This window comes from Alphaproteobacteria bacterium LSUCC0396, assembly GCA_041228345.1.
In the GTDB taxonomy this organism is placed as follows: Bacteria; Pseudomonadota; Alphaproteobacteria; order Puniceispirillales; family Puniceispirillaceae; genus UBA3439.
On sequence record CP166131.1, the window covers coordinates 342,175 to 361,925 of the forward strand.

A 19,751-nucleotide genomic window follows, 5' to 3' on the forward strand; every position below is an offset into this window, starting at 1 on the left:
GACGGCCTCAACGAGGGATGCCGTGTGGAATAAGGAGAGCAGCCTTAAAGGCCTCTCAGAGACTCTCTAAGACTCATTAAAAGCTTGTCCTTTTTGAAGGGTATTTCTTTGAGCTTTTCACTAGAAAGGAAAAGATTATGGAAAGTGATTTTGAAAGTTTCACAGAAGAGCAATTTTTAAACAGATCGGTAAAAAGAATAGAGGTCTCTTTTTGTGAAAAAGCAAATCATCAATCAATGATTGATGGCAATGTCGTCTATTTGAAACCGCCATCACCTTTTGTGCATTACCTTATGCTCACAAATAGCTGGACAAGAGGTCAGGCAGAATTCTTTCAATATCTTGCATAAATGATATTAAAAGGAAGGGGGCATTGCTGCCCCCATCAAATAATCTAAAAGACCGATGTGGGTAGTATGGTATATATCTATATAGTGTATCAATTTAGATACATGCTCATAGTACCAATATACCTTAACAGTATTGTTAATGTTACCGGCCGGGTAACATCATATCGCTGATATGACTATATCATATCTCTCAGGTTACTGCCTTTTGATTTCCATGACTTATATTTTTGTGTGGCAACTTTATTGCCAACAGGAAGATGCGTGGGAGCATATTGACGCGCAAGCCTCTTACCATTTTGGAATGTAGTTTTTTGGGTGCACTCAATAAGACCCACAAGCTCAAGCATTCTTAGAGCTGTGGCAGCAGTGTTTGGCGTAACTTTGGCAAACTTTGCTGCTTGACGGCAACTAAGAGGTATTGAACCGTTATTCGTCCCATTATAGGCCCATATCACCGCAATATAAACTAGCCTTGCACTTGCTGGACAGTCCTTCCAAGCATCGCTCTCAATCATGCTATGCGGAAGCTTGATAAACTGACCATTGGATTTGTGTTTTTTGTGAGCAATTTTTCTCATGTCTAAGACCTCATCTAAAATTAACTTTAGAAAAGGTGTTAATCGATTTAATGTGGTACTTGGCCAATTCCGAATGTACCAGACAGACGCATGAAAAATCTTCAAGACAAAATCAAATAAGAGATTGCAAATCCAGACACGGCATTGAGAAGAGAAGTCTTAAATGTCAGGCTCACTGTCGCTGTAGATGAGTTAAAAAAACATGGCCACATTGATCAAAACACAAAGATAACTTGAATAAGAAGAGATCATTTGACTGAAATATTGGAGCTCCTTGAAATTGCTTCAAAGAACAGGTCACTGTCCATCAATAGAAATAACTCCAGCCGCGCGTCTAACGCAGCTGATAATCAGATTTTGAGAGATGCACTTTTTGATCTTTTAAAAATTTTTTCTGATGAAAAGCAGCCAACGCCAACAAAGCTGATAGAATTATTGGAAAAGCATGGCGGAGGAAGTTTAAGAAGTGATGTAAGCTTGATATCACAGGTTGGCTATGACCTTGCGAACGCGAATAAGGATGAAGGCCAGAGGCTATCCAACAGAAACATAGCCTCAATCATACAGGTAAAACACCCGACAGTCGCAAGAAGGAGAGCTACAAAAAAATATAAGGACTATAGATCTGCTTTTTCATCAGACGAAGAGTTTATCGGTATGTTTAATGACGTCCTAACTCTTGTTTTGATGCTATAGAAATTAACTTAGATTTGAATGCATCAGGCAAAAAAGCTTTTGATGCCACCTGAACATAAAAATTTGCTAAGAACGTTATCTGCTTCATTTTATTTTATATTAAAAACAGATATTTAATAGAATATTGAAGCCTCTTAGGCTGACGCAAGGATGAGCAAAAAAATTTTCCCACTATTTTGATCTAACCATTTCAGGGCTTAAAGATCTTATCACTTGACGGCTTGATCTTTCGCGCATGACTATAAATTCATGTTGAATTCTGATCTTACGCGTGATGAGGCCTTTTCATGAAAACTGCGATTATCAACATTGGACAGATTGTATCAGGGGATATCCAAGCTACCCTCACTTCGGGTGATGCCATTCTTATGGAAGGCGAAAACCTCACAAAAGTAGGACAAATTTCAGAAAAAGATATCCAAGATAGCGACGTCGTCATTGACGCTGGCGGCGCTGTTGCAATACCGGGCCTCATTGATTCACACGTACATATAACATTTGGAGACTTCACTCCTAGGCAGAACACTGTTGGTTATCTTCAGAGCTATCTACATGGCGGTGTTACAACAAGTATCTCAGCATCAGAGGTACATGTTCCCGGACGGCCAAAGGATCCAGATGGCGTAAAAGCTCTAGCTGTGGCGGCCAAAAAATGTTTTGAGAGCTATAGGCCCGGCGGCATGCGCGTTCATGCGGGATCGCTCATTTTAGAACCGGGCATGACAATAGCCGACTACCGAGATGTTCTTTTAAAAGGTGTTTGGCTGGCCAAGGCTGGCTTTGGTGCCGTTAAGTCGGCATCTGATTATATTCCTATGGTCTCTGAGGCAAGAAAGGCGGGTTTATTCACAACTCTGCATACTGGCGGCGCCTCCATACCGGGGTCTTTTCCGATAACTGGCGAAGATTTGATTAATATTAACCCGCATGTGTCTTTTCACATAAATGGCGGCCCTGTCTCAATGGAGGATAAATATTTTGAAATTGTTGCCAGAGATACAGAAATAGCTATGCAGGTTTGTACTGCCGGTAATCTAAGAACAACCATACTTTGCGCAGAAATGGCCAGAAAACATGATGCATTTGAGCGTTTCTTGATTGCAACAGATACACCAACAGGAAGCGGCATCATGCCGCTGGGCTTGATTTACACAATAAGCCAGATTGCATCTCTTGCGGATTTTGATGTGCCTGCTTTAATCGCTGCAGCAACAGGCAATGTTGCAAAATGCTATGGTCTCAATAGTGGATTTTTAAAAGCTGGCTGTGATGCAGATGTTGTATTAATCGATGCTCCACTTGGTGGAACACAGAATGACGCCCTAGCAGCCCTTAAAAATGGTGACCCTTGTGCGATAGGCGCCGTAATAACTGCTGGCGTGCCAAGGTTTGTTGGCAGGAGTAACAATACACCGCCAACAATCTGCGAGATAAAGGTTACCAAATCCAATATCATGAACATGTTTCAAGGGTAGGTGTAACGATGGATACCAAGGTTGATGGCTATCAAATTCGCAAATGGATTGAGTTTTTCGAAGAGGCCAATTCTAACGAGACAGGTAAAGATGCTGACGGCTTACCAATTGCCAAATTTGGCGTTGGCGCCATCATCAAAAACCCTTATGCCGGCAAATTCTCACAAGAGTTATCACTCCTAACTGAACCTTCAAAGGGACTTGGTGAAGCTTTTGGTGAGCGTTTGCTAAGAGCAGCTAATGGCTATGCAGTTGTCAGCTACGGCAAATCATGCATTGTTGGCGTAAATGGCGAATATGAGCATGGTAATGCATGCTTAACAACAGCATTTGCAGACCCTGTCAGGAAAGCTATCGGCGGCGGACAGGCATGGATACCATCAACAGGCAAGATTGGCGGGCCCGGAACAGCGATTGATATACCATTGGCGCATAAAGATGCACTATATGTCCGCTCTCATTACGACACATTTACCGTATCAGCCCATGATGCGCCTAGAGCTGACGAAATCTTAGTGCTGTTTGCAGGAGCTTCACGCGGCCGACTTCATGCAAGGCTTGGCGGCCTTAATGAGGCTGATGTAACTGGCAGGGATGGTTTGCGGTAGCAATCAACGCTGCAATTTTGACACTATCAAAACTCTTTTGAGCAAAACTCCATAGAAGTCTTTTATGCAGGGGCTGTCATCAAAGGTGCTCCCCCTCGGGGTGGGTTTTGATAAGGGCAATTTTTAAATAACCCCGCCTGCTAGTTTTTTACGCAAATGCATTTGATTTGCATGGCTGTAACGCTGCAGCATAGACAGCTCTCTATGGCCAGATATTGATTGGATTTCAGGCAAAGTCAGACCCATTTCATGGAAACGTGAAATAGCTTCATGCCTTAGATCATGGAAGTGAAGATATGGAAGGCCAGCAAGCAGCCTTATCTTTTCAAAACAGCTCCTCAATGCATAAACACTAATCGGAAAAACACGCTCATTTGGCGGTGCAATGAGCTTCAAATCTTCAAGGATCAAGGCTATATCACTGTTAAAAGGTATATATCGACCGTAACCAGATTTCGTATTTTTTGCTTTAACTTCAATAAACATATTATTGATATTTATATCTTGCCAATGAAGATACAGCATCTCCCCTCGCCTCATTCCTGTTGCGAGAGCCAATTTGATCAATGGCAGGATATAAATATTCTGACTGCTGATCTTTTGAGCTGCCTCAAGAAGCCGGCTTTCATCTGATGGCAGCAATCTCTCAATTTCACGGTGAAATATCTTTGGCAAAATTAAGCTTTTAAAAAGCTTTACTGGCACATCAAAACCAAGTGCTTCTGCTGCATTTGCTGCAGCTTTTACGATTGCCCATTCACGCTTAAAGGTTGACGATTTAACAGATATCAGGCGCTGATCTCTAAAACCAGATAGCAGTTCTAAGTTTAGATTAGAAACCGGTATATCGACCCAAGCTTCTCGCAAAAGGCGATTTATAATAATTGCCTCATTTTCTGCGCCGCGCTTTGTTGGCGTTATAATGGCCTTATATTTCTTAAGGACGTCTGCAAAGCATGCATTGCTCGTCTCTGACGCATGCGAATCGCCTCTGATCATGGCTAATTCTTGCTGAGCTGCCCATATTTGCGCTTCTTGTTTGATGTTGAAGGTAGCAGATTTAAATTTTCCGGCGATTTTAACCTGAGCTACCCAACGTTGATTCCTCTGTTTAAAACTTGCCAAAACACCCTCCCTTTATGACAAATCGTATGACTTTTGACATAAAGCAGTTGTTTTTTGGTTAAGCTAAATCATCTTAAATAACTGTTATTTATAAGGAAAAATGGTCGGAGCGGCGGGATTCGAACCCACGACCCCTACACCCCCAGTATAGTGCGCTACCAGGCTGCGCTACGCTCCGGCCAAGGCTGGTTATAGCCGCGCCTACATATCTAGGCAATCAGCTTTTCACCAAAATAATATAAGCTTATGCGTTAAGCTGTTGTTTGAGGGTCATGAGGCGAGTTTTTACGTCGTCAAGCATCGCAATCGCGTCTTGCAGGGTTGGCGGCGCCGCACCTTCAGTGCTGGCAACGCTGACACTGGCAACGCTGACAGGAATGCTTGCTGATGCTTTGCTGCGCACCAGCTTTTGCGCGCCCTTGATGGTGAATCCGTCAACATAGAGAAGCTGCCTTATACGGCGCAAGACAGCGATATCATCGGGGCGGTAATAGCGCCGGCCGCCGCTCCGTTTTAACGGGCGAAGGCTGCTGAATTTACTCTCCCAAAACCGCAAAACATGCTGTGGCACATCAAGCAACGCAGAAACTTCTGAAATTGTTTTGAAAGCGTCGTTGGCTTTATCGTTCATTTCGCGCCGTCTACACGGTCCTTAAGGATATGTGAAGGGCGGAACGACAGCACGCGTCGCGGTGTGATAACCGCTTCGATCCCAGTTTTGGGATTACGGCCAACACGCTCGCTCTTAGATTGAACTGAAAATGTGCCGAATGAAGACAGTTTAACTTCTTCGCCAGCCTCTAAACAGGAACATATTTCCTCGAGTACCGCCTCGACCAGATCGGACGATTCGTTACGTGAGAGGCCTATGTTGCGATAGACTGATTCGGTTAAATCTGCGCGTGTAAGTGTTCCCATGGTCAAAACGCTAACCATTTTTTTGCGAATGGTCAATTCAGAAAACCCGCGGACACTATGCTTTACACCGATAAATAGGAAAAAAATGGGTTTTAGGATCAAAAAACCATGGTATCTCGCGCAATCCTTGGGTCAGCGACCTAAGGGCGGCCAAATTTTACCAATGCAGCACCCCAAACAAGGCCGCCACCAATCGCTTCCATCGCGACCACATCACCGTTCTTGATTCGTCCATCGCCAACCGCCGTAGCCAGCGCAAGTGGAATTGATGCGGCGGATGTGTTGGCGTGCTGTTCAACTGTCCGCACGACGCGATCCGAAGGCAGGCCCATTTTTTTCTGCATCGCATCAATGATCCGGATATTCGCCTGATGCGGCACCAGCCAGTCAATCTCATGCGCCTCCATATTGGCGGCGCCTAGCGCCTCGTCCATTACCGATGCCAATTTTTCAACAGCATGACGGAAAACTTCTTTGCCCTCCATCCGCACATGACCAACCGCGGCATTCACGGACGGCCCGCCATCAACATACAGAATATCGCGGTAGGCACCGTCGGAATGCAGAACCGACGAGCGGATGCCCCAATCATCGGCATTATCGGCCAGTTCAAGCACAACCGCCCCCGCACCATCACCGAACAAAACGCAAGTTGTCCGGTCTTTCCAATCTAGCAATTTTGAAAAGCTTTCCGCCCCAACGACAAGCGCGCGTCGGCCGCGCCCCGATTGCAGCATCGCATCGGCAATATCAAGCGCATAAACGAATCCGGCGCAAACCGCCTGAACATCAAACGCGATTGCCACCTTTGCCCCGATCATATTCTGTAATTTAGTCGCCGTTGACGGAAACGTATTATCGGGCGTTGTTGTGGCCACGATAATCAGATCAATATCAGCGCCCGTCAGGCCAGCATTTGCCAACGCTTTTGATGCGGCATTATTGGCAAGATCGGCCGTGGTTTCACCATCAGCAACAAGATGGCGCTGGGCAATACCGGTGCGACGCCGTATCCAAGCATCATCCGTGTCGACAAAGCTTGAGAGCGCCTCATTCGTCACTACATTTGCCGGCAGATAGGATCCGACAGCGGTCATCAAAACCCTTTGACTACTCATTGACAATCTTTCTTTGTTCACGAATTGACCCCGCCTTTTCGATGGCAGCGCTTACATCAGGAATAAACCCATGATCAACAAGGTTGGCCGCAACATCAATAGCGTTCGAAAAGCCTAGCGCGTCGGTACCGCCGTGTGATTTCACTGCAATCCCGTTCAAACCAAGGAAGACCGCCCCATTATAGCGTCGCGGATCCATCTTTGCGCGGAAAATCTTGAGCGCGCTCCGTGCAAATAGATACCCGATCCGTGAAAAGACCGACGCCCGAAAGCTCCGACGCAGCATTAGCGCGAACAGGCCCGCAACGCCCTCAGCGGTTTTCAGCGCGATATTCCCGGAAAATCCATCGGTGACAACAATGTCAACCGTCCCTTTTACCAAGTCAGAGCCTTCGACAAAGCCGTGGTAATTGACCGCCAGATCAGGGTTGGATAGTTCTTGTGCTGCGAGGCGCAAATATTCATGGCCCTTCTGTTCTTCTTCGCCGACATTCAACAACCCCACTGTTGGGTTGTCCTTGCCCATCAACGACAGATAGAACGCCTGCCCCATCAGCGCGAACTGAACAAGATTTTCCTCGTCACATTCAAGGTTTGCACCAAGGTCAAGCATGCACATCGGGCTGTGTTCGGTCGGAAAAAAGCCAGCAATAGCCGGGCGGGTAATGCCGGGCATTGTACGAAGCTGTAATTTTGCCATCGCCATCAGCGCACCGGTATTTCCAGCCGACACCACAGCATCAGCACGCTTTGCCGCAACCTCGGCAATCGCCAGCCACATTGAGCTATCACGCCCACGGCGCACCGCTTGCGATGCTGTATCAACGGATGAGACAGCATGTTCGGTATGCAGAACCTCAGCTTTCTTAACATGCTTTGATTTTGCCAGCATCGGACGGATCACCGTCTCGTCACCGACAAACAATATCTCAATATGGGGCGATTTTGCCTTGGCAATATCAGCCCCATGAATCACTGACGCCGGCGCGTTATCCCCGCCCATTGCATCAAGCGCAATCTTAATTACTCCAGACAGGGTAAGTCCTCCCAACCTGCTCTAACATTATTTGGGGGGCTGGCGTTTTAACGCGGCAAGCCCAGCAAATGGATGATCGGGCAATTCCTCGCCACTGGTGAACATGTCCGGCGCTTCGGGCGCACGCGGCCATGAGGTTACGGCAACCGCAAGCGATTGCGCCAACATTTCGCCAATTCTGATTGCACCATTTTCAAGAGGCTCTGCCTCATCTAAATGGACCTCAACTTCGTCAGGTTTGCCGGCGATGCGAACATAACGTTCTTCGACCAGAAAATCTACAGTCTCGCGCAGCGGGACACCGGTTGCACCGCAGGCCTGCACAACATCACCCTTCAGCGTGCCAGAAACATCCCAGCAATCACGTGCCGCCTTGCGAACACGCAGTTCGGCCGACAATGATGTGACCTCGATGAAATCAAACCGCGCAGCCAAAGACTGGCATTCCTCGGCACTGGCAACAAATTTGTAAAAATTACCCGTATCCGGCCGGATACGCTCAACATCGATTTCGGAGTCTAATGTTATCAGAGGCATAATATAACCATCACGAAACTTGGTTGTAGGCGGCAAAATCAGGTCTAATCCGAACGGGCTAAAGTCTATTGAACGTCACAACATACTCGAAAAAACGACAGCGCGCAGATTGTTTCATCAGATCTATTCAATCAGATCTATTTGATATCCAGCCGTCCTGAAAGAATTTCCTTTGGGGGGAGGTTATCTATTTTCTGAACCAGCGCAAACAGATAATCGACCAGGCCGTTTGCCAACGGATCAGCCGCTTCCTGACCGCGAAACAGGTTACGTTTCAATGCTGATGCAAGGTCATTTTTATCATTATTATCAATTGCGTGAACATAGGACTCAAGGCGCCCCATAAAGGCCTCGGCCATCACTCGAACGCGTTTAGAAACACCGATATCGCCGGCGCCCATTTCACGAAGTGACAAATCCATGTCGGCAAACATCGAATCAAACAATTGCTGGCTTAACGCTTTGCCCTCATCATCGAGCGATTTGAGCCGGCGCATCACCAAAATCACCACCAGACTCAGCGCGTCAAAACGGCCATCGACATCATCGGAAACGCCATATTGATCGAAAAACACAGGGTTACGCGCCAAACGCACGGCCTCAGCATACAGCGTTTCCGCATCACCAGCCTGACGCCGCTGCCCCCAACCAAGTAAATTACCCAGCCATGCTTGTGCTTTTCCGCTCATTGTTGCAACATCCCGCATTGTTGACCAAACTCGTTGACGCGACCAAAATGGCCGCGTGGCCCTTTCTATATCGCAGGAACCCAGTAATGACCAGTGTCTCATTAACCACGAACGTTATCATAAGCCTATTAAGGCACAGCTTTTGCGTGATTAGCATCAGCCTTCTTTCAATCGGGCTTTTGGCGGGATGCGGCGAGCGGATCAGCGAGCATGGCCAGTTCATTAATCAATCCGAGATGGATGTGATTAAAATTGGCCAGACCAATCGTAGCGATATCGTTGCTTTGCTGGGACGGCCAAGCTTTGAGGCAGCATTTGACAGCCGAAAAATCTACTATTCAAGCCAGATCATGGAACAACCCGTAGCCGGCATCAATGCAACCAAATCCCGCATGATTTACGTCTTTACTTTTGACTCAAGCAATACGCTTCAAGAAATTGATTTAATTGATGAAAAAACTGGATTTAACGTTGCTCATATTGATGAAAAAACACCAACACCCGGCGATACATTTGGGGTTGTTGAACAGATTTTTTCTAATTTAAAGCGCCGTCAGGCAACTGAATAGTCTCGCGACCCGCAGTGACTGTATGACCCACAGTGACTATGTGACCCGAAGTGACTGTATGACCTAAAAGCTGGTTTATTTACCCATTTCGGCAACACGTGCGCTGTGGGCAAGGCGGTCAAGAACTGCATTTACAAATCCAACATCACAGCCACATGCATCACTCAGCGCGGCATATTCACTCACCGCCGCGCGTGCCGGTATGTGCGGCATCGCCCGCAATTCATAGGCACCACATCGCAATACCGACAATTCAATACGTGCCAACCGGTCGAGCGACCAGCCATCAGCGAGCTGCGCCGCGATCGCCGCATCGATATCATTGGCGTCACGCTCAGCCCCGGCATAAAGAGCATTTAAATGCCCTTCATCCAGATCCTTCACCTTAAAGGATTTGGCGGCATCACCAGCGTAATGCGCCAGAAATTGCGGGGCAAAATTGATTGCAGACTGGCCGGTAATCAATGATTGATAGATAATCTGCACCGCCGCCAGACGCGCCGCTGATCTGCGGCGAACCGGAACCGCTTTTAATGTCTGTTTTTCATCACTCATCAGATCAACCACAAAAATCTTGTTTTAGCGCGGCCATTGCCATCGCGGCACGCGCCGCATCACCGCCCTTATCCTTGCGCGCCGCATCCGCACGCGCCCAAGCCTGATCCTCATTTTCAACCGTCAGGATGCCATTACCGATGGCCAAGCCATCAGCAAGCGACAAATCCATCAACCCACGCGCCGACTCATTGCAAACCGTGTCATAATGACTGGTCTCACCGCGGATAACACAGCCAAGCGCAACATAGCCATCAAAATGCCGTTTACCGATAGATGCCATCGCGATGGCCGCCGGTATTTCCAGTGCTCCGGGTACCGCAACACGCTCATAGCTGGCGCCAGCGGCCTCTAGGGCGGCGATTGCCCCTGCTGCCTGCGCATCGGCGATCTCGCCATAGAACCGCGCCTCAACGATCAAAAAATGCCCGGCCATTATGCTTGCTCCTGATGAATACGCTGCCAATCCGTAATTTCAAGGTCATATCCCTCAAGACTGACCACGTTTGGACGAGTGTCCGATAATAGGATCATCTTGCGAATACCAAGATCGGTGAGGATTTGCGCACCAACACCATAGTCCCGCAATTCACGATTATTGCTGGCCTCATTTGACAGATTTAGTTTCTGCGAAACCATCGACGACAGGCTTGCCGCGATTGATTCGCGCAGAACCACCACAACGCCGCATCCCGCCTCGGCAATTGCTGCCATTGCAGATGCCAGTTCATCGCCTGCCCGCTTTTCCGAGACCGCCCCAAGAAGGTCGGCCATCAGGTCAAGCGCGTGCATGCGCACCATTACCGGCTCACCCGCACTGATATCACCTTTAACCAGCGCAATATGCTCAATGTTGGAGACTGTATTTGCATAGATAATCATCCGCCAGTCACCGCCAATGCGGGTTGTTATCGCGCTTTCGACGGTGCGCTGCACAAGCGACTCGTTGCGCCGACGCCACGCAATCAAATCGGCAATAGAGGCAATTTTCAATCCATGCTCTTTGGCAAATCCTATCAAATCGGGAAGACGCGCCATCTCGCCATCGTCTTTCATAATCTCACAGATGACGCCAGATGGATTTTCCGAACCGCAGGCCCGCGCGATATCAACCACCGCCTCGGTATGGCCTGCACGGACCAATGTGCCACCGTCACGCGCGATTAGCGGGAAAATATGGCCCGGTGTGGTGATATCACGCTCACCGCAATTAGGATCAATCGCTGTTTTGATGGTAAGCGCACGATCCGCCGCCGAAATGCCGGTTGTCACCCCTTCGCGCGCCTCGATTGAGATGGTAAATGCAGTTTCATGGCGCGATTCATTGCGCCGTTCCATCATCGTCAAGCCCAGCTGTTCAGTACGCAAGCGCGTTAAGGCAAGACAAATCAGCCCGCGACCATATTTCGCCATGAAATTGATCGCATCAGCTTCGGCATATTCGCCGATAACACATAAATCGCCTTCATTTTCACGATCTTCATCATCAACAAGGATGAACAGCTTGCCGGCTTTTGCATCGGCGATCACCTCTTCAATTGTCGACAAACCATTGCGGCTTGGTGGCGTCATCGTTCTAATCCTTGTTAACTTCTATGGGCTCAAACCCTGTAAGACGGGCAACATAGCGCGCCAACATATCAATTTCCATATTCATCTTTTGCCCAACTGCAACACTGCCCCACGTGGTAACATCCCAGCTATGCTGAATAATATTCACGCTAAAGCTGGTGCCCTTTACCGCATTTACCGTTAACGACACGCCATCCAGCGCAACCGAGCCTTTCGCCGCAACAAAGCGCGCAAGAGATTGCGGCGCATCCAGCCAGATTACATGGCTGTCACCATGCGGCGTCATTGACGTAATAACAGCCAAACCGTCAACATGACCCGAAACAATGTGACCACCCAATTCATCGCCAACACAAAGCGCCCGTTCCAAATTAATTCTGTCACCGACCTGCCAGTCACCAAGCGTCGTCACAGCCATAGTTTCGGCCGATGCGGCGACTTTAAACCAGGCATCCTGACGGTCGATAACGGTTAGGCAAATCCCCGAACAAGCAATCGACGCACCAATATCAATGGCCGCACAATCCCACGCAGCACCGATCCGCAAAACGCGGTCTCCCTTGTCGGCAATCGCCTCAATGCGGCCAATCGCTGTAATGATACCAGTAAACATGATTTAAGCCTGTGCCTTGCCTCGATCGGCGGGTTGTTTTTGTAAAATGATCAGCCGGTCGCCACCGATCATCTGATGATGCGACTGGATATACTTGTTTTCGACAGAGATTGCCACCGTGTTGATCGCCGCTGTATCGGTCGTTGTGCGGTGAAGGGCGGGTGAGCAATGTGACAAGGTACCAGCAGGCGGCGTTAATCCGCCAATCGCGGGCAATGCGTCCGCGCCTAAAATATCGTCTGATTGCGTCCAGTAAATTTGATCGACTGCATCTGCTGATAAAAAACTGGTCACAAGACCGGTGCCAGCCTCAACAAACGCGTTGTTAACCCCTGTCTCGCCCAGATAGCGCAAGGCCGCCTCGACATCGGGCTTGCCATTTGCATCATTTGGCAACACCACAATCACACAACCGGCAGCGCCAAGCTCCTCACGGCGATGGGCCGGCGCGCCCTCACCGCAAAAAAGCGTCAACGGATGCTGACTTTGCAACAATGCCGCATCAGACGGTATTCGCAAAAGCCGATCAAAGACAAAGACTGGCGGACTCAAATCCTCTAGCCCCGCATTGCGGCAATTCATCTGCGGGTTATCGGCAAGAACCGTCCCAATGCCGGTAATGATTGCATCGGCCTGACTGCGCAAAAGATGCACATAACGGCGGATTCTTGGCCCCGTTAACCATCGTTTTTCACCATCAGCAAGCGCAATTTTGCCATCAATAGATGCTGCTATCTTTAGTGAACATAGAGGTTTATTATATTGAATTCTATTGATAAAGCCACGCATGACATCATGCGCTTCTTTTGCCTTAACCCCTAAACAGACCTCAATCCCAGCTGCCGCGATCCGTTGCATCCCAGCGCCGTTAACCCGCGTGTCAGGATCCTTTATGGCCACCACCAGACGCGCAATGCCAGTCGCAATCAAAGCGTCAGCACAAGGCGGGGTTTTACCATGATGCGCACAAGGTTCCAGCGTAACATAAGCAGTTCCGCCCCGAATGGCCGAACGGCCCATATCATCAAGAGTGGCAAGCACCGCGGCCTCGGCGTGCGGTACGCCGGCAACACCGGTATGGCCGCTTGCCAGTAGATGACCACCTGCCGTCACCAGAACACAGCCAACCGGCGGGTTAACCCCGCTATTGCCAACAGCGCGCCGCGACTCTGCAATCGCGGCACCCATCCACCTTGCATCATTCGGGAAAACCGGATTTGCCATAAAATCCTGCGTCTTGACCGCTTTACTCACCAAGCTCTTTTTCGACAAAGGCTTCAAAATCCTTAGCCTCTCGGAAATTGCGATATACCGACGCATAACGGACATAAGCGACCTGATCTAGCTTATGCAGCGCGGCCATCACCAGCTCGCCAACCCGCGCACTTGGCACATCACCATCCGCATGACTTTCAAGTTGGCGCACGATCTCGTTAATTGCCATGGCAATCTGTTCGGCATCAACATCGCGTTTGCGAAGGGCAATATCAAATGACCGTTCCAGCTTTTCACGGTCAAATAATGACTTGCGACCATCGCGTTTGACGAGGGTAATTTCACGGATCTGCACACGCTCAAACGTGGTAAATCGCGCATCGCAATTACCGCACAACCGGCGGCGCCTAATCGCTGCGCCATCTTCGGCCGGACGCGAATCCTTTACTTGCGTATCTTCATTCCCGCAAAACGGACAAATCATCGTATCACGCTAACCCAATCTGAAACCGGCTGGCTGGCCCTGACAAGCTAGCCCCGCCTTTTACGACCTATATCTTGTACCCGCCCCGAGTGTACACACTATTGATAGATTGGGAAAGCCCGACATAATTTGCGGACTTCTTCACGGACCCGCGCCTCGACCGCCTTATTATCCTCAGGATTCTGCGCAAGGCCATCAAGAACATCGCCGATCAAATGACCGATTTTGACAAATTCTTCATGACCAAAGCCCCGGGTTGTTCCAGCCGGCGTTCCCAAACGGACACCTGACGTGACTGTTGGCGGCTGCGGATCAAACGGAATGCCATTTTTGTTACAGGTGATGCCAGCCTCTTCAAGCGACAGTTCGGTAACATTACCGGTCAGCCCTTTTGGCCGCAAATCAACCAGCACAACATGGGTGTCAGTACCGCCCGAAACGATCGCAACACCACGTGAAATCAAGGTTTCTGCCAAAATTCTGGCGTTACTAACCACCATGTTTGTGTAGGCCTTGAATTCGGGGCGAAGCGCCTCGCCAAAGGCCACGGCTTTGCCCGCGATCGCATGCATTAATGGCCCACCCTGTAACCCAGGGAAAACAGCCGAATTAAACTTTTTCGCAAGCCCCTCATGGTTGGTCAGGATTAAGCCGCCACGCGAGGCACGCAAGGTCTTGTGCGTGGTGGATGTAACCACATGGGCGTGCTCAATCGGGCTTGGGTGCGCACCGGCAGCAACCAGACCTGAAATATGCGCCATATCCACCATGAAATAGGCCCCAACCGAATCTGCAATCTTGCGGAAAGCAGCAAAATCAAGCGTCCGCGGATAGGCCGATCCACCGGCCAGCAGCAGCTTGGGCTTATGTTCCAGTGCTAACCTCTGCAATTCGTCAAAATCAACCTCCGCCGTGGCTTCATCGACGCCGTACTGAACCGCATCAAACCATTTGCCCGATAGGTTTGGCGCCGCCCCATGGGTGAGGTGACCGCCAGCGGCAAGCGACATACCAAGGATGGTGTCGCCCGGCTTTAGCAGGCTGAGGAAAACCGCCTGATTGGCCTGTGCGCCCGAATGTGGCTGCACATTGACAAAGTTACAATTAAACAGTTTTTTGGCGCGCTCGATTGCCAATGTCTCGATGACGTCAACATGCTCGCAGCCCCCGTAATAACGACGCCCCGAATATCCTTCGGCATATTTATTTGTCAGGATTGATCCCTGCGCTTCCATGACTGCAGTGCTGACGATATTTTCCGAGGCGATCATCTCGATCTGGTCTTGCTGGCGCACCAGCTCATTCTTAATCGCGGCAGCAACTTCGGGGTCGCTCTGTGCCAATGGATTACTGAAAAACCCGTCAATCTTCATACCCGCTTTCGCGTTACCGAACTCATCCATCTTTTATCTCCTCACCTAATATGCCGCACCAAATAAGAAACGCGCGACACAAGCACTCTTCATCCTGTTAAAAATATTACCAAACCGGACACAACCGTGATTGGCTTATACCATTCAAGCGAGACCAATATTGATCGCGGTCAATTTATCCACCCGGCGCTGATGCCGGCCACCTTCAAATTCTGTCGCAAGAAACATATCCACACATGTAAGTGCTGTTGCTGGCTCAATCAACCGTTCACCCAATGCAAGAACATTAGCGTCATTATGCTGGCGGCAAAGGCTGGCCGCCTCGGCGCTCGTTACGAGTGCCGCACGCACCCATGAAAACCGATTCACCGCAATCGAAATACCGATACCGCTGCCACAAATAGCAATGCCCCGTGCGTCCGCGTTATCTTTTAGCGCCATTGCCAGCTTGGCACCAAAATCAGGATAATCAACGGCGTCACCATCTGCCGGACCAAGGTCTATAACATCATGGCCGGTAGCCTGCAAATGCGCGCGAATCGTCGCCCGCAGCACACAGCCCGCATGATCGGACGCTAGATATATCGTATTTGGATGCATTATCCTATTGTTCCTCGTGCCAAAAGGCCAGACAGCGGTCAGAATGTTACGGCTATACCCGTCTGATACCATGATTTTTTGACAGAATACAAAGATAAAGGCACAAAATGCACGCCTTCGGACAATCCTGAGCTTCAGTTATTGAATTTTTAACGAACACCAGACGATTTTGACAATTTTTTGACTATTTTTTCGTTTTTTTGTGACTTTACTGTCGACAAAGCCAGCGATCTTTCCTAACGTTTTTGACAACAGGTTGCGAAAACCGGGTTTAGGGAGAGCAAACGTCGGCGAAAAGATCGACGCTTGAAAAAGGCAAGGCGGAAGCCTTGCTTTTCTTTTGAGCGATATTTGCCCTTATTCTCTTAGCCGGTGTTATCCGATACCGCCCTCAGCAAACCATCCCAGCGCCATTCTGGCCTTACCGACTGGCGAATCGCACGCCAACGCTGTTTGTTTGCAAAAAAGGGGGGAGATGAAGTTATCTTTATAGCTGGTCTAGCGAGATCAGTTTCGAGTCAATAATCCAATAGACAATGCCGAACAAGATCGCGGCAATCCCTGTGGCAATCATCGCCTTTCGCCGCAACATCGGCTTTTCGGGTGCCGAGGTGGCATGGCCAACCTCGACCTGATCCGGTGTTTTCACACCAAATGGCAATGTCATAAAGAATACCCACCACCACAACAGGATAAACACTACAATTCCGGAAACAAGATCCATCTAATTCGCCCCGCCTGCGGCAATCTGTTCGAGTTCAATAAGCGTTCCGTTAAAGTCCTTGGGGTGCAAAAACAGAACTGGATTACCGTGGGCTCCGGTTTTCACCGTTCCATCACCAAGCACACGCGCCCCTTTTGCCTCAAGTTGCGCCCGCGCATCATTGATATTGGTGACTTCATAACAGATATGGTGCATCCCGCCATCCGGATTGCGCTTTAAAAAGCCAGCAACCGGCGACATCTCACCGTAAGGCTCCATCAATTCAACCTGACCATTGGCCGAACGCACAAAGACGATGCGAACCCCATGTTCGGGCAATGTCTGTGAGGCGCTGACCTCAGCCCCCAGCATGTCGCGCCAATGCGCGGCCGCCTCATCAAGATTGGGGACAACAATTGCAATATGATTAATTCTGCCGATCATGCGCGTAAATCCTCTTCACCTACACGCATGATATGAACCTGAGCAATCGGCCGCAAGCCAAACTTAGAGCGCGCAACCCGGCGAACTGCCTGCGATACGACTTCTTCAACCGAGGCGTCATTTCGCCGCGCCGTTTTACCTAAAACTTCGACCGCATCTTCAACCGCGATTGCAGCGGCGGCCACATAATCACTTGCCGCCTCACCATCACCAAGACCACTTTGGGCGATGCTTGGTACGGTACAAAGCGCGCCAGATTTATTCAGAATTACCGATGCGGTTACAACGCCGTTCCACAGCATCCGGCGACGCGCCCGCATCATATCGGCCTGCAATTCGATGATATTGCCCTTTTCCGCCGTCAACGCACCGGTATGGACATTATCAATGATTGCCGCCGTCTCGCCGTTTAAGCGGATCACCACACCATTATCAGGCAGAATTGTTTGCGGCACCTGACATGAGTCCGCTAGTGCCGCATGGGCCAGCAAATGGCGTGCAGTTCCATGCACGGGAACAGCAATTTTAGGCCGGATCAACCCATACATTTCAATCATTTCATCACGTGAGGGATGACCTGAAACATGAACCGGCGCATCCTGATCGGTGATCAGATTAATTTTACGGCGGATCAGCATATCCTGCACACGCGCAATCGCATTCTCATTACCCGGGATTTGCCGCGACGAATAAATCACAGTGTCGCCTGCCTCAAGGCTAATTGTTTCATGGTCTGCCGCCGCAATACGCGCCATCGCGGCGCGCGGTTCGCCTTGGGTGCCAGTACAAACAATCACAATTGCATTGCGGGGCAATAAATCAACATCCCCCTCGGGCACCAGATCGGGCAAATCGGCAAGATAACCAACCTCACGCGCTGCCGAAATAGCCCGGTTCAATGCGCGGCCCACAATCGCCACTGACCGGCCGTTGGCCTTGGCCGCTTTGCAGATTGAGTCAATCCGCGCAACATTGCTGGCAAAACAGGTAATGGCGACCCGCCCGCTTGCCGCGGCAATTGCGGCGGTTAGCCCGTCTTTGGCGTCACTCTCAGATCCGCTACGTCCCTCCACCATCGCATTTGTTGAATCGCCAACAAGCGCCAAAACCCCCTCATCACCAATGGCGGCAAGTCGCGTTACGTCAGTGTCAGTGCCAAGAACCGGTGTTTTATCGAACTTCCAGTCACCGGTATGAAGGATCGTGCCAGCACCGGTACGAATTGCAAGCGCCGCCGGATCAGGGATCGAATGGTTCAACGCAACCATTTCAATTTCAAAGCCACCCAGCTTAAAGGGAGCATTCATCCCAATTTCATGCAGCGGGATATCGAAATCACCGCGTGACTCGGCAAGTTTGCGCCGCAACAGCGCAAGGGTAAACGCGCTGCCATAAATCGGACATCCAAGCTGGCTCCACAGATAAGGGATAGCCCCAAGATGGTCTTCATGCCCGTGGGTTAGCACGAGGCCCGCCAGCTTGTCGCGCCGATCAGCAATAAATTTCAGATCAGGCAGAATGACGTCAACGCCGGGGGTGCTCTCATCAGGAAAGGAGATGCCAAGATCAATCATGATCCAGCTATCCTGATAATGGTAGAGATTGACGTTCATCCCAATCTCGCCCGACCCACCAAGAGGCGCAAATAGCAGGTCATCTTTTGAATAATTCATTTATTGTGCCTGACGTTTTCAGTAATCAGTCTTATTTCAATTTGGATTTATTTTGGGCATGAATTTGAACCAGCCCCTTTAATGTCAAATCTGGGTCAACGATAGATATTGCCGGGACATGTTCGGCAAATAATGGCGCCAGACCACCTGTCGCAATGGCAGGCAAATCGGCACCATGGTCGCGCCGCAAACGGGCAATTAACCCCTCAACCATGCTGACATAACCCCAGAAAATACCGGAATGCATCGCACTCACCGTATCCTTGCCAAGGACCGGCATATCCGCTGCCCATGGCTGAACCGCAAGGCGCGGCAGACGTGCAGCTGCCAGAAACAGCGCCTCAACTGACAAATTAACCCCGGGCGCGATAATGCCGCCCTCATAAGCGCCGTTTTTGCCAATCAAATCGAACGTTGTTGCCGTGCCAAAATCGAGAATGATTGCTGGCAAATCATGGAAGTCACGCGCTGCAACCGCATTGACCAACCGGTCAGCCCCTGCCTGATCAGGACGATCAATATGGATATCAATCCCAAGGTCTATGTTCGGATCACCAACAACTTGGGGAACAATGCCGAAACCACGCGCCGCCAGATTGACCAATTTTGGCTGAATTTCTGGCACAACGCTGGCGATAATCATGTCGGTGACATCGCCAACCTCAATTGATTTTAGCGCCATTAATTGGGTCAGCCAGACAAGATATTCATCCGCGCTACGCTTGGGGTATGTGCTAATCCGCCAGCTAGACCGCTGGATTTCACCATCATAAAGGGCGAATACGATATTGGTATTGCCGCAATCTACTGCCAATAGCAT

The 19,751-nt window shown here is 49.6% G+C and carries 25 protein-coding genes and 1 tRNA gene; 5 read left to right on the forward strand and 21 right to left on the reverse strand.

Translation table 11 applies throughout. The annotated features are described in order from the left end of the window. Positions 1 to 137: 137 nt before the first annotated feature. Complete coding sequence (locus tag AB8881_01670) at positions 138 to 350, forward strand: hypothetical protein (GenBank protein ID XDZ63625.1); 213 nt, start codon at positions 138 to 140, stop codon at positions 348 to 350. A 176-nt stretch (positions 351 to 526) separates the two neighbouring features. On the opposite strand, the gene AB8881_01675 is transcribed toward AB8881_01670, so the two are convergent. Then, positions 527 to 928 carry a hypothetical protein gene (locus AB8881_01675; GenBank protein ID XDZ63626.1) on the reverse strand — a complete coding sequence of 134 codons (402 nt, stop codon included), beginning with the start codon at positions 926 to 928 and terminating at the stop codon, positions 527 to 529. Between the two features lie 252 nt (positions 929 to 1,180). On the opposite strand from AB8881_01675, the gene AB8881_01680 reads away from it, so the two are divergent. The 3 genes from AB8881_01680 (at position 1,181) to AB8881_01690 (ending at position 3,707) form a co-directional block, all read left to right on the forward strand. Then, positions 1,181 to 1,624 (forward strand): hypothetical protein, encoded by a 444-nt coding sequence (locus AB8881_01680; protein ID XDZ63627.1) that lies wholly within the window; start codon positions 1,181 to 1,183, stop codon positions 1,622 to 1,624. A gap of 287 nt (positions 1,625 to 1,911) precedes the next feature. Beyond that, positions 1,912 to 3,099 (forward strand): amidohydrolase family protein, encoded by a 1,188-nt coding sequence (locus AB8881_01685; GenBank protein XDZ63628.1) that lies wholly within the window; start codon positions 1,912 to 1,914, stop codon positions 3,097 to 3,099. Between the two features lie 8 nt (positions 3,100 to 3,107). Next, the gene (locus tag AB8881_01690; GenBank protein ID XDZ63629.1) at positions 3,108 to 3,707 is read left to right on the forward strand and encodes an amino acid synthesis family protein; all 600 of its coding nucleotides are present in this window, start codon (positions 3,108 to 3,110) and stop codon (positions 3,705 to 3,707) included. 123 nt (positions 3,708 to 3,830) lie between these two features. Here AB8881_01690 and AB8881_01695 read toward each other — a convergent pair whose 3' ends face one another. The 8 genes from AB8881_01695 to AB8881_01730 form a co-directional block, all read right to left on the reverse strand. Further along, positions 3,831 to 4,832, reverse strand: coding sequence for a site-specific integrase (locus AB8881_01695; protein XDZ63630.1), 1,002 nt, complete (start codon positions 4,830 to 4,832; stop codon positions 3,831 to 3,833). A 101-nt stretch (positions 4,833 to 4,933) separates the two neighbouring features. Further along, positions 4,934 to 5,010, reverse strand: a tRNA-Pro gene (locus AB8881_01700). 66 nt (positions 5,011 to 5,076) lie between these two features. Continuing rightward, on the reverse strand, positions 5,077 to 5,463 hold the full coding sequence (locus AB8881_01705; protein ID XDZ63631.1) for a MerR family transcriptional regulator: 387 nt from the start codon (positions 5,461 to 5,463) through the stop codon (positions 5,077 to 5,079). Then, on the reverse strand, positions 5,460 to 5,768 hold the full coding sequence (locus AB8881_01710; GenBank protein ID XDZ64485.1) for an integration host factor subunit alpha: 309 nt from the start codon (positions 5,766 to 5,768) through the stop codon (positions 5,460 to 5,462). Before AB8881_01710 ends, AB8881_01705 begins: the two co-directional genes overlap by 4 nt. 122 nt (positions 5,769 to 5,890) lie before the next feature. Beyond that, a complete protein-coding gene (locus tag AB8881_01715) occupies positions 5,891 to 6,868 on the reverse strand; it encodes a beta-ketoacyl-ACP synthase III (protein ID XDZ63632.1) in 978 nt (325 codons plus the stop codon). Further along, positions 6,861 to 7,919 (reverse strand): phosphate acyltransferase PlsX, encoded by a 1,059-nt coding sequence (plsX, locus tag AB8881_01720; protein XDZ63633.1) that lies wholly within the window; start codon positions 7,917 to 7,919, stop codon positions 6,861 to 6,863. Before plsX ends, AB8881_01715 begins: the two co-directional genes overlap by 8 nt. Before the next feature lie 12 nt (positions 7,920 to 7,931). After that, positions 7,932 to 8,441, reverse strand: coding sequence for a hypothetical protein (locus tag AB8881_01725; protein ID XDZ63634.1), 510 nt, complete (start codon positions 8,439 to 8,441; stop codon positions 7,932 to 7,934). Between the two features lie 137 nt (positions 8,442 to 8,578). Next, positions 8,579 to 9,130, reverse strand: coding sequence for a ubiquinol-cytochrome C chaperone family protein (locus tag AB8881_01730; protein XDZ63635.1), 552 nt, complete (start codon positions 9,128 to 9,130; stop codon positions 8,579 to 8,581). Between the two features lie 86 nt (positions 9,131 to 9,216). Here AB8881_01730 and AB8881_01735 point away from each other — a divergent pair, with 86 nt between their 5' ends. Next, a complete protein-coding gene (locus AB8881_01735) occupies positions 9,217 to 9,699 on the forward strand; it encodes an outer membrane protein assembly factor BamE (GenBank protein ID XDZ63636.1) in 483 nt (160 codons plus the stop codon). 75 nt (positions 9,700 to 9,774) lie between these two features. On the opposite strand, the gene AB8881_01740 is transcribed toward AB8881_01735, so the two are convergent. The 12 genes from AB8881_01740 to AB8881_01795 all read right to left on the reverse strand — a co-directional run bounded on the left by AB8881_01740 (position 9,775) and on the right by AB8881_01795 (position 19,751). Then, entirely contained in the window at positions 9,775 to 10,254 is a 480-nt protein-coding gene (locus tag AB8881_01740; protein XDZ63637.1) for a transcription antitermination protein NusB, read from the reverse strand. Positions 10,255 to 10,258: 4 nt separating this feature from the next. Next, the gene (locus AB8881_01745; protein ID XDZ63638.1) at positions 10,259 to 10,690 is read right to left on the reverse strand and encodes a 6,7-dimethyl-8-ribityllumazine synthase; all 432 of its coding nucleotides are present in this window, start codon (positions 10,688 to 10,690) and stop codon (positions 10,259 to 10,261) included. Next, complete coding sequence (gene ribB, locus AB8881_01750) at positions 10,690 to 11,826, reverse strand: 3,4-dihydroxy-2-butanone-4-phosphate synthase (GenBank protein ID XDZ63639.1); 1,137 nt, start codon at positions 11,824 to 11,826, stop codon at positions 10,690 to 10,692. Before ribB ends, AB8881_01745 begins: the two co-directional genes overlap by 1 nt. A gap of 4 nt (positions 11,827 to 11,830) precedes the next feature. Continuing rightward, on the reverse strand, positions 11,831 to 12,439 hold the full coding sequence (locus AB8881_01755) for a riboflavin synthase (protein ID XDZ63640.1): 609 nt from the start codon (positions 12,437 to 12,439) through the stop codon (positions 11,831 to 11,833). A gap of 3 nt (positions 12,440 to 12,442) precedes the next feature. Further along, positions 12,443 to 13,663: a bifunctional diaminohydroxyphosphoribosylaminopyrimidine deaminase/5-amino-6-(5-phosphoribosylamino)uracil reductase RibD gene (gene ribD, locus AB8881_01760; protein ID XDZ63641.1), complete on the reverse strand. Its 1,221-nt coding sequence runs from the start codon at positions 13,661 to 13,663 to the stop codon at positions 12,443 to 12,445. A 22-nt stretch (positions 13,664 to 13,685) separates the two neighbouring features. Continuing rightward, a complete protein-coding gene (gene nrdR / locus AB8881_01765) occupies positions 13,686 to 14,138 on the reverse strand; it encodes a transcriptional regulator NrdR (protein XDZ63642.1) in 453 nt (150 codons plus the stop codon). 98 nt (positions 14,139 to 14,236) lie between these two features. Then, entirely contained in the window at positions 14,237 to 15,511 is a 1,275-nt protein-coding gene (gene glyA, locus AB8881_01770; protein ID XDZ64486.1) for a serine hydroxymethyltransferase, read from the reverse strand. A gap of 144 nt (positions 15,512 to 15,655) precedes the next feature. After that, a complete protein-coding gene (gene rpiB, locus AB8881_01775) occupies positions 15,656 to 16,111 on the reverse strand; it encodes a ribose 5-phosphate isomerase B (protein XDZ63643.1) in 456 nt (151 codons plus the stop codon). 487 nt (positions 16,112 to 16,598) lie between these two features. Continuing rightward, the gene (locus AB8881_01780) at positions 16,599 to 16,835 is read right to left on the reverse strand and encodes a DUF1467 family protein (GenBank protein XDZ63644.1); all 237 of its coding nucleotides are present in this window, start codon (positions 16,833 to 16,835) and stop codon (positions 16,599 to 16,601) included. After that, positions 16,836 to 17,258 (reverse strand): methylmalonyl-CoA epimerase, encoded by a 423-nt coding sequence (gene mce / locus AB8881_01785; protein ID XDZ63645.1) that lies wholly within the window; start codon positions 17,256 to 17,258, stop codon positions 16,836 to 16,838. After that, complete coding sequence (locus AB8881_01790; protein XDZ63646.1) at positions 17,255 to 18,931, reverse strand: ribonuclease J; 1,677 nt, start codon at positions 18,929 to 18,931, stop codon at positions 17,255 to 17,257. The genes mce and AB8881_01790 overlap by 4 nt, the downstream gene beginning before the upstream one ends. Before the next feature lie 31 nt (positions 18,932 to 18,962). Beyond that, positions 18,963 to 19,751 (reverse strand): type III pantothenate kinase, encoded by a 789-nt coding sequence (locus AB8881_01795; GenBank protein XDZ63647.1) that lies wholly within the window; start codon positions 19,749 to 19,751, stop codon positions 18,963 to 18,965.